The sequence below is a fragment of the Fibrobacter sp. UBA2449 genome (assembly GCF_002342555.1).
GTDB lineage: Bacteria > Fibrobacterota > Fibrobacteria > Fibrobacterales > Fibrobacteraceae > Fibrobacter.
This window is the reverse complement of record NZ_DDQF01000013.1, coordinates 13,532-28,530: the sequence shown is the minus strand read 5'-3', so window position 1 is coordinate 28,530 and position 14,999 is coordinate 13,532. Positions and strand designations below refer to the sequence as shown.

Genomic DNA, 14,999 nt, shown 5'->3' with positions numbered 1-14,999 from the left:
GCCGTTTTTTGTCGTGTAATCCCAATCCGGAGCGTAATTTGGAGATATATATGGCAGAAGACTTGCAATACCTTATGGAACGCATCCAGAAAGATGCTGTCGATAAAGCAGAAAACGAGGCGGCGGCTATCATTGCCAAGGCCAAGGAAAAGGCGGCCGATATCGTGAAGGCTGCCGAGGCCGAAGCGTCCGCCCGTCTGGAAAAGGCCGACAAGGACGCCGAAGCGTTCACGGAACGTAGCGAACGCACCCTTGAACAGTCCGCCCGCGACCTTTTGCTTTCGGTAGGCAAGAATCTCGAAAAGATGATTATGGACCTGTTGAACCTCGAGGTGGAGAAGTCCTTGGACGAATCCACCGTCAAGAGCATGCTCCTCACGGTAGCCAAGTCCTATACCTCCGACATCGAGGTGGATTTCTCCGATGCCGATGCCCGTAAGCTCAGCTCCTTTGTGATGGGCGAGTTCAAGAAGCAGCTTTCCGCCGGCGTGAAGGTCGAAAGCGACAAGGGTGTCAAGTTCGGTTTCCGCATCAAGCTCGATGGCGGCAAGGTCACCCACGAATTTACAGAAGCTGCAATGGCCGACGCTCTTTCGGCCCTGCTCCGTCCGCAACTTGCCAGAGTGGTAAACGCTGCCGCACAGGCGAAGTAACGCGGGTACTTGATGAGCAGTCCTTCTTACTTGATGGCATCTCTTCCGATGATTGAGTTCGGCGATCCAGCCCCGCTCAGTATGGAAGATTTTCGCCACCGCTGCATCGGTGTGCTGTCCGAGCCGGAACTTGCGGCTCTGGACGCGCTTTTGGATGACGGTGAATGCGAAGAGTGCGACGACGAGTTCGTGCGCGCCTACAAGGCCCACGAAATCCAGATGAAGAACGTTTCGGGCAGGCTCCGTGCAAGCGCATGGGGGCCCGATATCCGTTTTACGGAAAAGTCCTTCCCGGGTTACGATGTCGCCTTTGCCAAGATGATTCAAGATGCGTTTGCCAAGTCGAATCCTATGGAAAAAGAGCAGGATATCGACAAGGCTCGTTTCTGGCTTGTGGACTCGCTTGCAGGTGTAGGCGAGGGTACCGTCAAGCATGTTTACGCTTATGCGATCAAACTGAAGATTTGTGAACGTTGGGCGCGCCTCTCCGAACAAGCGGGCGACGCTGCCGTGTTGAATGTTATTAATGCAAACGATCCTGCATACGCCCCTGCGGCGGCACAGGAATGACCGGAGGTCCATTTTCAATGGCTAGTATCGGAAAAATCATCGGCGTCAACGGTAACCTGATTCGCGTCAAGTTCGAAAGCGCCGTGTCCCAGAACGAAGTGGCGTATGCCAAGCTTACTCAGAAAAACAAGGACGGCAAGTCCGAAGTTATCCCCCTCAAGAGCGAAGTCATCCGTATCCGCGGCGACTACGCCGAACTCCAGGTGTTCGAAGACACCACGGGGCTCAAGACGGGTGACGAGGTGGAATTCACCGGCGAACTTTTGTCCGTAGAACTTGGCCCCGGCCTCTTGACCCAGGTCTTTGACGGTCTGCAGAACCCGCTCCCGAAGCTTGCCGAAGAATGCGGCTTCTTCCTGCAGCGCGGTAAGTACTTGAAGGCGCTCCCGCGCGACAAGAAGTGGGCGTTTACCCCGGTCGCGAAGGTGGGCGATGTGGTGGTCGCTGGCGATACGCTGGGCACCGTGCCCGAAGGCGTGTTCACGCACCGCATCATGGTGCCGTTCCGCCTGTTGGGCAAGTGGACCGTGGAATCGGTCTCTGCCGCGGGCGAATTCACTGTAGAAACTGTTGTTGCTAAGCTCAAGAACGCTCACGGCGAAACCCAGGACGTGACCATGGTGCAGACCTGGCCGGTGAAGATGCCGATCAAGGCCTACGAAGAACGCCTGCGCCCGAGCAAGCCTTTGACCATGCAGCAGCGCATTATCGATACGTTCTTCCCCGTGATGCAGGGCGGTACGTTCTGTACGCCGGGCCCCTTCGGTGCCGGCAAGACCGTGCTCCAGCAGCTCATGAGCCGCTACGCCGACGTGGATATCGTGATCTTGGCCGCTTGCGGTGAACGTGCAGGTGAAGTGGTGGAAACCCTCCGCGAATTCCCTGAACTGATTGACCCGCGTACCGGCAAGTCCCTCATGGAACGTACGCTGATTATTTGTAACACGTCTTCGATGCCGGTGGCTGCCCGTGAAGCTTCCGTTTATACGGGCGTGACTCTCGCCGAATACTACCGCCAGATGGGCCTGAACGTGCTCCTCTTGGCTGACTCCACTTCCCGTTGGGCACAGGCTCTGCGTGAAATGAGCGGCCGTCTGGAAGAAATTCCGGGCGAAGAAGCCTTCCCGGCCTACCTCGAATCCGTGATTGCCGCCTTCTATGAACGCGGTGGCGTGGTTCGCCTCAAGGACGGCTCTACCGGTTCCGTGACGATTTGCGGTTCCGTGTCGCCTGCAGGTGGTAACTTCGAAGAACCGGTGACCCAGGCTACCTTGAAGGTGGTGGGCGCATTCCTCGGCCTTAGCCGTGAACGTTCCGACCAGCGCCGCTTCCCGGCAATCCATCCGCTGGATTCCTGGTCCAAGTACGAAGGCATTATCGACAGCAAGAAGGTGGCCGAAGCCCGTCACATCCTCGCAAGCGGCGTGGACGTGAACAACATGATGAAGGTGGTGGGCGAAGAAGGTACCTCTATCGACGACTTCGTGATTTACCTGAAGTCCGAATACCTGGACTCCGTTTACCTGCAGCAGGACGCCTACAACGAAATCGACGCCGCTTGCTCCGCCGAACGCCAGAAGTACGTGTTCGACAAGGTTTACACCATCCTCAAGACCCCGATGAAGTTCAGCGAGAAGGACGTCGCCCGTACGTTCTTCCTTAAGCTTACTCAGTCGACGAAGGACTGGAACCGCGTCAAGTTCGATTCCCAGGAATTCAAGGACCTTGAACAAAGTATTTTTGCTTCCGTGAAGGAGGTTTCCGCTAATGCATAATGTGGCATACCATCGTATTGAACGCATCGCCGGTTCCGTGATTACGCTCCGCGCCGAAGGTGTAGCAAACCAGGAACTTGCCCAGGTGACAAGCTCGTTCGGAACATCCCTTGCCCGCGTGATCCGCATTGACGGCGACATGGTGGACTTGCAGGTGTTCGCAGGTGCCCGCGGTATTTCCACCGACTCCGAAGTGCGCTTCCTTGGCGAACCGATGAAGGTCCCGTACAGCGAAGCCTTGCTCGGCCGCGTGTTTAACGGTGCCGGCAAGCCCCGCGATAACGGCCCCGAAGTGGACGGCGAACGCATTACTATCGGCGGCCCCTCCGTGAACCCCGCCAAGCGTATCATCCCGAAGACGATGGTGCGTACGGGTATCCCGATGATCGACGTGTTCAACACGCTCGTGGTTTCGCAGAAGCTCCCGATTTTCTCCATTGCCGGTGAACCGTACAACGAACTCCTGGCCCGCATTGCCTTGCAGGCCGAAGTGGACGTGATTGTCCTCGGCGGTATGGGCCTGAAGCACGACGACTACCTGTACCTGAAGGACTTCCTCGAAAAGAACGGTGCCCTTAGCCGTACGGTGATGTTCATGCACACCGCCTCCGACCCGATCGTGGAATGCTTGCTCGTGCCGGATGCATCCCTTGCCGTGGCTGAAAAGTTCGCCACCGAAGGCAAGAACGTGCTCGTGCTCCTTACCGACATGACGAACTTTGCCGACGCCATGAAGGAAATCGCCATTACCATGGAACAGATTCCGTCGAACCGTGGTTATCCTGGCGACCTTTACTCTCAGCTTGCTAGCCGTTATGAAAAGGCTGTGGACTTCGAAGGTTCGGGCTCCATCACTATCCTTGCTGTTACGACCATGCCTGGCGACGACGTGACCCACCCGGTTCCGGATAACACCGGTTACATTACCGAAGGTCAGTTCTACCTGCGTAAGGGCCGTATCGAACCGTTCGGTTCTTTGAGCCGCTTGAAACAGCAGGTGAACGGCAAGACCCGTAGCGACCACCGTACCATCATGAACACCATGATTCAGCTGTACGCAAGCTACAAGGAAACTTTGGAAAAGCAGTCCATGGGCTTCAACATGAGTAACTGGGACCAGAAGCTGTTGAAGTATGGTCAGCGTTTCGAAAGCGAAATGATGGACCTTTCCGTCAACATTCCGCTGGAAAAGGCTCTGGACCTTGGCTGGGAAATCCTTGCCGACTGTTTCGCACCCGAAGAAACGGGTATTCCGACCAAGATGATCAACGAATATTGGCCCAAGAAGGGGTAATATGGCGAAGGTCAAGTTAACTAAAAACGCCCTCAAGGCGGAACGCGACGCATTGAAGCGCTTTCAGCGCTATCTGCCGACGTTGCTCTTGAAAAAGCAGCAACTGCAGATGGAAATGCGCACGCTCCAGGAGAGGGTGATGGCTAAGCGAGAAGAGGAGGATAAGCTCCGCAAGAGCATGGCTTCCTGGATTTCGCTGTTTGCCGAACCCATCGAATGGTCAAAGTACCTGTCGGTGAAGGAAGTGCGCCAGGGCGAAGGTAACATCGCCGGCGTGAAGATTCCGACATACGACGGGGTAGACTTTAATATCGCCATTCCGGATTTTTTCACCACGCCCGTGTGGCTGGACGACGGTATCAGAAGCCTTCAGGGCCTGATTTCGCTGCGTCTCGAACGCCGCGTGCTCGAAAAGCAGTACGAGCTCCTCTCGAAGGAACTGCGTACCACGAGCCAGCGCGTGAACCTGTTCGAAAAGGTGAAGATTCCCGAAGCGAAGGAAAATATCCGCGTTATCAACATCTTCCTGGGCGACCAGCAGACGTCCGGCGTTGCCCGCAGCAAGCTTGCGAAGGGTAAGGCTACCGCTCGTACCGCTGCTCAGGATGCACTCGCGAAGGAGGCCGCCGCATGATTACTCCTATGAAGAAAGTGACGGTGCTGACGGTTGCAAGTGCGGTTGAGGAAACGCTTCAGGTGCTCCGTACGCTTGAAATTTTGCACCTCACGCCCTTGCAGGCTGCTGCAGGCGCCAAGCTGAACAAGGCCCGCGGCGAAATGAACCGCGTGCAAAAGGCCTTGGAAGTGGTGCCCGAAAAAGCCCCGAAGGGTGTGACTCCCGTGAAGGATGCCGCTCCAGCTGCAAGCCTTATCGATGAAATCCAGAACCTGGTTGCCGAAAGCAAGCAGGCAGAAATCGACAAGGAACAGGCCGAAGAGGAACTCTCTAAACTTTCCATGTTCAAGAACCTGGACCCCGCAACGGCAGCTGCCTTGCAGGCGAAGGGTATCTATGTCAAACTGTACCAGCTCCATGACGGTAAAATCCCGTTCGAACTCGATGGCGAAGGTGTTATCGAGGAATTCGGCCAGGATGAAAACGGCAAGTATGTGGCTGTCGTGAGCAGGGGAGAAGCCCCTGTGGCTGTGAAGGGAAATTTCACTGAACTCTCGATGCCGCCCAAATCCCTTGCCGAGTACCGCGAGATGGAAGCGAAAGCCAAGGAAACGCTTGCCCGCGTCGAGCGTCGCCTGGGTGAACTTTCGGGTGCCCGCGAATCTATCGAGGACAAGCTCCTCGAAGTGGGTGACGACTACCGCATGGTCGAAGCCGAAGCCTCGATGGTGGGCGACAAGAACGTCGCCGCCGTGCAGGGCTTCTGCCCTGCACCTCGCGTGGGCGAACTCGAGAAGGCCGCCCGCGAGCACGGCTGGGGCCTCCTGGTGGACGACCCAGCCGACGGCGACGACATCCCGACGCTGCTTACCTACAGCAAGCTCAGCCGCCCCATGCAGTTCCTGTACGACATCATCGGTATTTCGCCGGGGTACAAGGAAGTGGACGTGTCGGCAGTGTTCCTTTGCTTCTTTAGCATCTTCTTTGCGATGATTGTGGGGGATACCGCTTACGGGTTGCTCTTCCTCGGTCTTGCACTCTTTGCCCGCAAAAAGATGCCGAAGGCGAGCCCTGCTGGTTTCCACTTTATCTACCTCATGAGCATCGCCACCATCGTGTGGGGTGTCATCAACGCGAGCTTCTTGGGGCTTAGCCCCTCGCTTGCGGGGTGGACGTATTACCTGGACATCACCAACTACGGCTGGTTGCCTGAACCGCTGAAAAACGCGATGCTCTGGATCCGCACGAGCGCCCCGACTGACCCGGCGAAGTTCGAAGCCTACAAGGCCTTCGCCCAGTCGATCACGATTTTGCCCGATAGCTTCGTGCCGAAGGCGGCGGGTGCCTCCCAGATGCAGCATATCCAGCTGTTCTGTTTCTGCATCGCCGTGGTCCACCTGAGTATCGCTCACGTGTGGAACGTCTGCGTGCGCATCAAGCGCAAGGATTCCACGTTCATGGCGCAGGTGGGCTGGCTCATCGGCTGCTGGGTGATGTTCTTCCTGGCCTGCCAGATGGTGCTCGGTATCGACATGCCGAAGTTCGTCATCCCGATGTTCATCGTGGAAGCGGTACTCCTGGTGCTCTTTACCGTGCCGCCCAAGAGGCTCAAGCAGGACTTCATCAGCATCCCGATGCTGGTGCTCGACGTGGTGAACAGCTTTACTGACGTGATCAGTTACATCCGTCTGTTTGCTGTGGGCATGTCCGGTGCGGCCATCGCCGAGGCGTTCAACGACATGCTCTCGCCGCTGTTCGGCTCCGCTGTCGGTATCGCCGGTGCTGCCTTCTTGCTGCTCTTCGTACACGGCCTGAATATCGCGCTTGCGGTCATGGGCGTCGCGGTCCACGCCGTACGTCTTAACACACTCGAATTTTCAAATGGACTTGGCCAGGAATGGAGCGGATTCGCGTTCGCGCCCTTCGCCAAGCAGAAAAATTAAACCAAGGGATGATTCCCGCTACTTAATGAGGAAAAAACAATGGAACCGAATACAATGGTGACTCTCGCTACCGTGAGCCAGAAAGCGACTCAGCGTAAGCTAGTCGTGCTGGCGAGAGAACAACCAAAGGTTGTTCGGTCATTATAGGGGTGCTGCTGCCGCTCTCGGCATTTCGGCAATGGGCTCCGCCCTTGGTTGCGGAACGGCTGGTATGTCCGCCATCACCATGTGGAAGAAGGCTTATGCCCAGGGCAAGTCGGCCCTCTTCACCTTGCTGGTGTTCGTGGGTGCCCCGATTTCCCAGACGATTTACGGCATGTTGCTCATGAACTTCATCTTGAGCAAGGCTGCTGAAAACGGCTTTACCAACTGGGGCGGCTGCCTCGGCGCCGGTATCTTCGGCGGTCTTGGCATGATGGCTTCTGCTTGGTACCAGGGCAAGTCCGCCGCTGTGGCCTGCGACGCCCTCGGTGAAACCGGCAAGGGCATGGTGAACTACCTGATGGTGCTCGGTATTGTGGAAACCGTGGCCCTGTTCGTTCTCGTGTTCTCCATGATGGTGCTTTAATCCAGCGAGGTAACACGTATGGATCAAGCTCAACTTTTAACGCTCGCGAAACTCGGCGCGGTGGCGGCCCTGGGCCTTGCCGCGGTGGGTTCTGCGCTGGGCTGCGGGACTGCCGGCATGGCGGCCATCGGGGCCTGGAAGAAGGCGTATCTCAAGGGTAAGAACGCGCTGTTTACGCTGCTCATCTTCGTGGGCGCGCCGATTGCGCAGACAATCTACGGCATGTTGCTGATGATGTACATCCTGAACAAGTCCCAGGCGGCTCCGGCCAACTGGGCTGCATACCTGGGTGTCGGTATCTTCGGTGGCATCGGCATGATGGCCTCTGCCTGGTACGTGGGCAAGTCCGCTGCGGACGCCTGCAACGCCCTCGGCGAAACTGGCAAGGGCCTGGTGAACTACCTCATGGTGCTCGGCGTCGGCGAAACCGTCGCACTGTTCGTCATGGTGTTCTCCATGATGCTCGTGTCGTAGGACAAAGTGTCATCCTGAGCGAAGTTTCCTAAGGTCGGTGAGCCTGCCGAACCGCCGAAGGAAACGAAGTCGAAGGAACTCCTAAACAATGAAAATAGCGGGGCTATGCCCCGCTATTTTTGTATAATTGTATTGAGAAAACCTATGGATAAAGACAAACACACAGTTTAGTTTACAGCCTCTTATAGATCGAAAACCTCCAACTTAGTTGATGGTTTTCGTTTTATAAAAAGAAACCGACCCAATCGGATCGGTTAATCAGGCACTAGTAGCCACAATTTCACTTTATTCAGAATCTTTTACACATCGAACAGAATTTCCTGCGTCCATTTTATCATCGTAGCCAAACGAAGCTTGATCTGTCTTTAGCACCCATGAAAGGGCTTTACCATAAGCTATATTATAGTCGCATTCGTTCGCACTCCAGAAATGAGTCTCAGACCCTTGTTCTTCTAGACGGTTACTATAGAATTGGAACCCAACAGGAATAACCGAAAAACCTGTAGCATCCGTTGAATTAGTCCACTTACCAAGAGCTTTCGCTTGTATAGAATAAACCGAGGAATTTACCGCAGCAAAGAAAGTCTTCCATTCGGTCGTATCAGGTATGTGCCATCCTTCGGGGCATATTCCGCGGACAGGATTTTTCTTATCATCAGCTACTGCATCATGCCATGAATAATGGCGACCAAACATTTTACAATCATTTGGATAATAACACCAATTTCTTTTTAACAAACTGTCTACATAGTTTAAATTTTCAGCCATCCAAATCTGATCACCTATTTTTACAGCTCGATATATTTGACCATCTCTAAAATCCTTAAAGTACATATAATCAGGATTTACCTCACCTTTAATCAAAACATTTACGTCAAATTGCAAATTTTTCGTGTTGACTTCCTTCGAGTCTTCCCATTTTTCATTTAGGCAAGTGAACCAAACGTACTCTTTTTTTTCAGACTCCTTGGTACATAGTCCTGCAACGAATTCTGGGTAAACAGATTCTCTAAATCTGCCTAATTTTTTATCACATACAAGTGTAGTAGCCTTACTTCCACTTCCGTATGTCTTGGCCCAACTAGATTCTGGATTTTCACAAATTTCCTGACTAATGGATTCGTATTTGTCTGGAAGCCGATACCGGCCTGTTTTTTTATCACAAACAATAATTGCATCTGACGAATCTTTGCTATTTAAAGTATAACCTGATTTTAGCATCCAGCTTGCATTAGAAGCATCACATTGTGCACCCAGTGGCTGGTATTTGGCAATAATGTGACTGCAAGAAAATAATTCAACACCAAGGATTTTTTTTATTTTTTTGTCTATAGATGGATACACTTTACAACTTCTTACCAAATAAGAAATTCCTAAATCACCTTGCAAAGAGTACTCTTTCTTTATTTCATCTATAATTTCTTTTTCATCTTCTTTTCCCACGTGTTTTGCGAGAAAAAGAAAGTCCTCCACCCATTTTTCATCCATCTGATACCACTTTTTTTTCAGCATTTCAGCTTTTGTATCTTCCATAACATTTTTCAACGGGAAAATTTTCTCCTTTCTTTTGATTTTCTTTTTTTCATCTCTCGTTGCAAGCCCTCTTTTACACTCATCTTCGGCTTTCTTTACAGCCTTTCTTAATTTGTCAATACAGACATCAATATTTTTCATTGTTCTGTCAAAGTAGCATGCGTCAAAAGGAAAACTATACCAACCCGTCGCATTCTTTTTCGCACCAATTATGACTTTCTGACTCTTTTCATATTCTTTAAGATTATTCAAACATTCTCCCTTAGGAATAGGTTTATGGACCATTGTGTCTCTTTCAATCATCCTATCATAACTAATCAATTTCTTTTTTTCAACTTGTCTAAAGATTTCCATACGTTTATCCAATTTTGATTCCCAAGCAAACCACTCACATTGCTCCATTGTTTCCGCATTCAAACATAAGCCCTTTTCTTCTTCAAACCATTTGCTGAACAATTCATAGGACGTGTCGTAAGATCTTTTTCGCCATTGTGTGCAAATTTCATTATCTATAGCTAGTTTCCCATTACACTTTGCTTCAGCATATTTAACATTAAATTCTGGTTCATAGAATACGTTTTCTCCATCCCCATTTACTATTGCGAGTGGGTTCTTTTGCAAGATTGAGGAATAAATGTTTTCTGCCTCTTTTACACTTAATGATGCCGGACAGTAAATATCTTTTACACCAACTTTTGCTACAAGATTTTTCGCCATCTTGTAATCGCCGTTGTCAATTGCGTTTTTTAGACCTGGGTGAATTTCACCAGCTACGGCAAACGATAACGCCAAAAGCATCATTAACAACGAAATCAAGCCTACATTCATTATTTTAGCCACAACAGCCTCCATCGGTTAAATTCCTTGGAGTTTCGCCTTTTTCGGCCTAGAAAGCGCGATACCGATTTTGTAAGGAAACAAAAAAAAGGCGTAGATCGTCGCATTTATCCAAACGGGGCTCCAGTCTGCCTCTACACGATAAACACAAACGACCCACGCCCCAAAAGGGCTGTTGCCATTGGTCGATACGACCATAAATCAGCTGAATAGCTGACACGACAAACCGAGATATGCCGAAAACGGCATACCTGCGTGAGCGTTCGCCTTGTCCTCGTGTATTTGGAAGTGTCTGGATTCCGTTTGGAGAACAAAAGCAAAAACTCTTTTACGTTTTAAAAATAACATAAATAACTTTAAATAGCTCCGTTACTACCGGAAATTTCTTCAAAAAAGAGCATTTTCTTCAATATTCTAGTATCGCAATACCGAATGAACATAACCGTTGCTTGCATCTGCGGCACGAAAAAAGTATATTTGGAGAAGAATAGTCCTTGAAAGGGGTTGTTTATGTCCTTGGAACTTCTAGAACAAAAATTGCGAACGCTGCCTGAAGACAGTTTTGATGAAGTCGATGAATTCTTCGATTTCATATTGTTCCGTTTTGAGAAGGAAAGTTCCCAAGACGATTTGAATGAAGAGACCAAGGCGGCCCTTCGCGAAGTGGAAGAGATGAAGGCTGATCCGTCTAAGGGCAAATCCTATACGGATGTCGATACGATGATGCAGGAGCTGCTCGCGTAATGTATTCTGTCAAGCCTACCAAGCAGTTTAAGAAAGACCTTAAACTTATTCAAAAACGTGGCTATGACATACAGAAGATGACCGATGTCATCAAGAAACTTGCCGCTGGAGAAACGCTGCCCGAGTCCAACCGCGATCATTCCTTATCAGGCAAGTTCAGTGGTTGCAGGGAATGTCATATTGAGCCAGACTGGTTGCTGATTTACGAAATCGCACAAGAAAGTCTGATTTTGTACTTGACAAGAACAGGAACGCATTCGGACTTGTTCAAGAAGTAAAACAGCCAACAAATTGATGAAAAAAAAAGACGGGTGAAGAAATTCTTCACTCGTCTTTAATTTTGAAAGGAGATCCCCGGTCATCCACGTCAAGCGAGGACAGGCGCCGGGGATGACAAGTTGCGGATTACAGGCTGATCAGCCCTTCCGTGTCCTTGCTCATGGCGTCGTAGAAGGCATAGCGGGCGTCCACTTCCTTCTGGAGGTCGTCGGCGAGCTTCTTGGCCACTTCCGGATTGCTACGGGTGAGCTGCTTGTAGCGGTTTTCGGTGTAGATGTATTCTGCGACCGGGATTGTCGGCTTCTTGGAGTCGAGGATAAGCGGGGCCTTTCCTTCGGCGGCGAGAGCCGGGTTGTAGCGGAGCAGAGTCCAGTAACCGGAATCCACGGCCATCTTCTGGTGCTGAAGCTGGCTGTTGAGATCGAAACCGTGGTTGATGCAGGGGCAGTAGCAGATGATCAGCGACGGACCGTTGTGTGCTTCTGCTTCCTGGAGGACCTTCAGGGCCTGAGCGTCGTTTGCTCCGAGGGCGATACGGCCCACGTAAACGTTCTTGTAGCTCATGGCGATGAGGCCGAGGTCCTTCTTGCCGGCGCGCTTACCAGCGGCAGCGAAGAGGGCGACTGCGCCACGGTTCGTGGCCTTGGAAGCCTGTCCACCGGTGTTGGAGTACACTTCGGTATCGAGGACGCAGATGTTCACGTTTTCACCGGTTGCCATCACGTGGTCAAGACCACCGTAACCGATGTCGTATGCCCAACCGTCACCACCGAAGATCCACACGGACTTCTTCACGAGGTAGTCGGCGAATTCGTCGCGGAGGCTGACGGATGCTTCGTCGGTTGCACCGGCGAGAGCTGCCTTCAGGGCGGCGACGTTTTCACGCTGGGCCTTGATGCCGGCTTCGTCATTCTGCTCCTGGGTCGTGAGCTTTTCCTTGAGTTCGGCAGGAACGTTCACGGCTTCGAGGAGGCTCAAAGCCTGCTTGGCATGCTTCGTGATAGCGAGGCGCATACCGAGACCGAATTCAGCGTTGTCTTCGAACAGGCTGTTGGCCCAAGCGGGGCCGCGGCCTTCCTTGTTCTTTGCCCACGGAGTGGTCGGGAGGTTACCGCCGTAAATGGAGGAGCAGCCCGTAGCGTTCGCGACAACCATGCGGTCGCCGAAGAGCTGAGAAACGAGACGCACGTAAGCGGTTTCGCCGCAGCCTGCGCAGCTTCCGGAGAATTCGAACAGCGGTTCGAGGAGCATGGCCTGCTTGACGAGGTTCTTGTTGACCTTGGTGCGGTCGAATTCCGGGAGATCGACGAAGAAGTCCCAGCACTTGCCTTCCTGGACCTTGATGGGTTCCTGCGGCACCATGTTGATGGCCTTCTTGGTCTCGTCGGTCTTGTCCTTACCGATACAGGCCTGCGTACAGACGCCGCAACCCGTACAGTCGTAGCTGGACACGGAAATAGCGAACACCGGCTTGTCGGAACCTTCGAGCTTGAAGCCCTTGGCCGGGGTGTACTTGAAGCCTTCCGGAGCGTTCTTCACTGCGGATTCGTCAACGACCTTCACGCGGATGGCTGCATGCGGGCAGACCATGGCGCACTTGCCGCACTGCACGCAAGCGTCCGGATTCCAGGACGGGATGTTGAGGGCGAGGTCGCGCTTTTCGTACTTGGTGGTACCGGTCGGGAACACACCGTCGCAAGGCATCTTGGAAACGGGGAGGAGTTCGCCGTTGCCCTTGATGATTTCTGCGGTGACTTCGTTCACGAACTTCGGAGCGTCGCCGTGGATCGGAGCGCGGAATTCCTTCTTGCTGGTGACAGTAGCAGGAACCTTGACTTCGAACAGGTTAGCAAGAGAAGCATCGATAGCGTCCCAGTTCTTCTGGACCACTTCCTGCCCCTTCTTGGCGTAAGTCTTTTCGGCGTACTTCTTGATGTACTTGATGGCGGTTTCGGCATCGAGCACGTTACCGAGCTTAGAGAAGAAGCAGGTCTGCATCACGGTGTTGATGCGGCGGCCCATGCCGGTCTTCGCGGCAACGGCGTAGGCGTCGATCACGTACACCTTGAGGTGCTTCTTGATGATTTCTTCCTGCACCGGACGCGGGAAGGTATCCCACACGGTGTCGGCGGAATGCGGAGTATTCACGAGGAAGGTTGCGCCATCCTTCGCGTACTTCAGCATGTTCACGGATTCCAGGTGCGGAGTGTGGTGGCATGCCACGAAGTCGGCTTCGTTTTCGCCAATCAGGTACGGGGCGTCGATGATGCTCTTACCGAAGCGGAGGTGAGAGGTGGTCATGGAGCCGGACTTCTTGGAGTCATAGACGAAGTAGCCCTGGGCGTAGTTGTCGGTTTCGTTACCGATAATCTTGATGGAGTTCTTGTTGGCACCCACGGTACCGTCGGAACCCAGACCGAAGAACATGGCCTGGAAGAAGTCGCTTTCCAGCTTGAAGTTCGGGTCGATGGTGAGGCTCGTGTGGCAGACGTCGTCGTTGATACCGACGGTGAAGCGAGCCTTCGGGTCGGCCTTGGCGAGTTCGTCGTAGATGGCCTTGACCATAGCCGGGGTGAATTCCTTGGAAGAGAGACCGTAGCGGCCGCCGATCATCTTCGGCATAGCCATCTTGCCAGCCATCACGGCTTCGCTGATTGCGGTCAGGGCGTCCTGGAAGAGCGGTTCGCCAGCGGAACCCGGTTCCTTGCAGCGGTCGAGGACGGCAATCTTCTTGACAGTCTTCGGGAGGGCTGCAACGACAGCTTCCATCGGGAACGGACGGTAGAGGCGAATGTTCACGAGACCGACCTTTTCGCCCTTCCCGTTGAGGTACTTGACAGTGTCACCGATGGTGCAGGTCGAAGAACCCATGGAAATAATCACGCGTTCGGCGTCGGGTGCACCGACGTAATCGACAATGTGGTACTGACGGCCGGTGTAGCTCGCGACCTTGTCCATGTACTTCTGGACAATTTCCGGAACCTTGGCGTAGAACGGGTTCACCGTTTCGCGGCCCTGGAAGTAGACGTCCGGGTTCTGTGCGGTACCGCGCATGGTCGGGCGGTCCGGAGTGAGGCAGCGTTCACGGCAAGCCTTCACATACTTTTCGTCGATGACGTTACGGATAACGCCGTCTTCGAGAGCTTCGATCTTCATCACTTCGTGGGAGGTGCGGAAACCGTCGAAGAAGTGCATAAACGGAACGCGGCTTTCGAGAGTGGAAGCGTGGGCCACGAGAGCGAGGTCCTGGCATTCCTGCACGCAGCTGGAGGCGAGCATGGCGAAACCGGTCTGGCGGCAGGCCATCACGTCGGAATGGTCTCCGAAAATAGAAAGGCCCTGCATGGCAAGGGCACGGGCAGTCACATGGAAGACTGTGGGGGTCAGTTCGCCCGCAATCTTGTACATGTTCGGGATCATCAAGAGAAGACCCTGGGAAGCGGTGAAGGTCGTGGTGAGGGCACCGGCCTGCAGAGCACCGTGAACGGTACCGGCAGCGCCACCTTCGGACTGCATTTCAAACACGCGGGGAACCTGTCCCCAAATATTCTTCTTGCCTGCAGCACTCCAGTTGTCGGCGTGCTCAGCCATAGGACTAGACGGTGTAATCGGGTAAATAGCCGCAACTTCGCTAACAGCAAACGCTACGCTAGCGGTGGCCTCGTTACCATCACACGCAATCATCTTTTTTGCCATGTGTGTCTCCAATTTTT

12 protein-coding genes are annotated in these 14,999 nt (G+C 53.0%); 10 read left to right on the top strand and 2 right to left on the bottom strand.

What is annotated here, in order from left to right; translation table 11 throughout:
• Positions 1 to 50 precede the first annotated feature (50 nt).
• The 8 genes from B4B27_RS09145 to B4B27_RS09110 all read left to right on the top strand — a co-directional run bounded on the left by B4B27_RS09145 (position 51) and on the right by B4B27_RS09110 (position 7,893).
• Positions 51 to 653 (top strand): ATPase, encoded by a 603-nt coding sequence (locus B4B27_RS09145; protein ID WP_088627877.1) that lies wholly within the window; start codon positions 51 to 53, stop codon positions 651 to 653.
• Between the two features lie 12 nt (positions 654 to 665).
• Complete coding sequence (locus B4B27_RS09140) at positions 666 to 1,223, top strand: DUF2764 family protein (RefSeq protein ID WP_072812537.1); 558 nt, start codon at positions 666 to 668, stop codon at positions 1,221 to 1,223.
• 17 nt (positions 1,224 to 1,240) lie between these two features.
• Positions 1,241 to 2,998, top strand: a complete 1,758-nt coding sequence (locus B4B27_RS09135) for a V-type ATP synthase subunit A (protein ID WP_290725863.1) — start codon at positions 1,241 to 1,243, stop codon at positions 2,996 to 2,998.
• Entirely contained in the window at positions 2,991 to 4,292 is a 1,302-nt protein-coding gene (locus tag B4B27_RS09130; protein ID WP_088656831.1) for a V-type ATP synthase subunit B, read from the top strand. Before B4B27_RS09135 ends, B4B27_RS09130 begins: the two co-directional genes overlap by 8 nt.
• A gap of 1 nt (position 4,293) precedes the next feature.
• Positions 4,294 to 4,926, top strand: a complete 633-nt coding sequence (locus tag B4B27_RS09125) for a V-type ATP synthase subunit D (protein WP_088627880.1) — start codon at positions 4,294 to 4,296, stop codon at positions 4,924 to 4,926.
• On the top strand, positions 4,923 to 6,851 hold the full coding sequence (locus B4B27_RS09120) for a V-type ATP synthase subunit I (protein ID WP_290725857.1): 1,929 nt from the start codon (positions 4,923 to 4,925) through the stop codon (positions 6,849 to 6,851). The genes B4B27_RS09125 and B4B27_RS09120 overlap by 4 nt, the downstream gene beginning before the upstream one ends.
• 130 nt (positions 6,852 to 6,981) lie before the next feature.
• Positions 6,982 to 7,419 carry a V-type ATP synthase subunit K gene (locus tag B4B27_RS09115; RefSeq protein ID WP_290725855.1) on the top strand — a complete coding sequence of 146 codons (438 nt, stop codon included), beginning with the start codon at positions 6,982 to 6,984 and terminating at the stop codon, positions 7,417 to 7,419.
• A gap of 18 nt (positions 7,420 to 7,437) precedes the next feature.
• A complete protein-coding gene (locus B4B27_RS09110) occupies positions 7,438 to 7,893 on the top strand; it encodes a V-type ATP synthase subunit K (RefSeq protein WP_072799628.1) in 456 nt (151 codons plus the stop codon).
• Positions 7,894 to 8,178: 285 nt separating this feature from the next.
• Here B4B27_RS09110 and B4B27_RS09105 read toward each other — a convergent pair whose 3' ends face one another.
• Positions 8,179 to 10,266 carry an FISUMP domain-containing protein gene (locus B4B27_RS09105; protein WP_290725849.1) on the bottom strand — a complete coding sequence of 696 codons (2,088 nt, stop codon included), beginning with the start codon at positions 10,264 to 10,266 and terminating at the stop codon, positions 8,179 to 8,181.
• A gap of 507 nt (positions 10,267 to 10,773) precedes the next feature.
• Here B4B27_RS09105 and B4B27_RS09100 point away from each other — a divergent pair.
• Positions 10,774 to 11,007 carry a hypothetical protein gene (locus B4B27_RS09100; protein ID WP_218587597.1) on the top strand — a complete coding sequence of 78 codons (234 nt, stop codon included), beginning with the start codon at positions 10,774 to 10,776 and terminating at the stop codon, positions 11,005 to 11,007.
• The gene (locus B4B27_RS09095) at positions 11,007 to 11,285 is read left to right on the top strand and encodes a type II toxin-antitoxin system YafQ family toxin (protein ID WP_290725847.1); all 279 of its coding nucleotides are present in this window, start codon (positions 11,007 to 11,009) and stop codon (positions 11,283 to 11,285) included. The genes B4B27_RS09100 and B4B27_RS09095 overlap by 1 nt, the downstream gene beginning before the upstream one ends.
• Before the next feature lie 127 nt (positions 11,286 to 11,412).
• On the opposite strand, the gene nifJ is transcribed toward B4B27_RS09095, so the two are convergent.
• Positions 11,413 to 14,982 carry a pyruvate:ferredoxin (flavodoxin) oxidoreductase gene (gene nifJ, locus B4B27_RS09090; protein ID WP_290725846.1) on the bottom strand — a complete coding sequence of 1,190 codons (3,570 nt, stop codon included), beginning with the start codon at positions 14,980 to 14,982 and terminating at the stop codon, positions 11,413 to 11,415.
• Between the last annotated feature and the right edge of the window lie 17 nt (positions 14,983 to 14,999).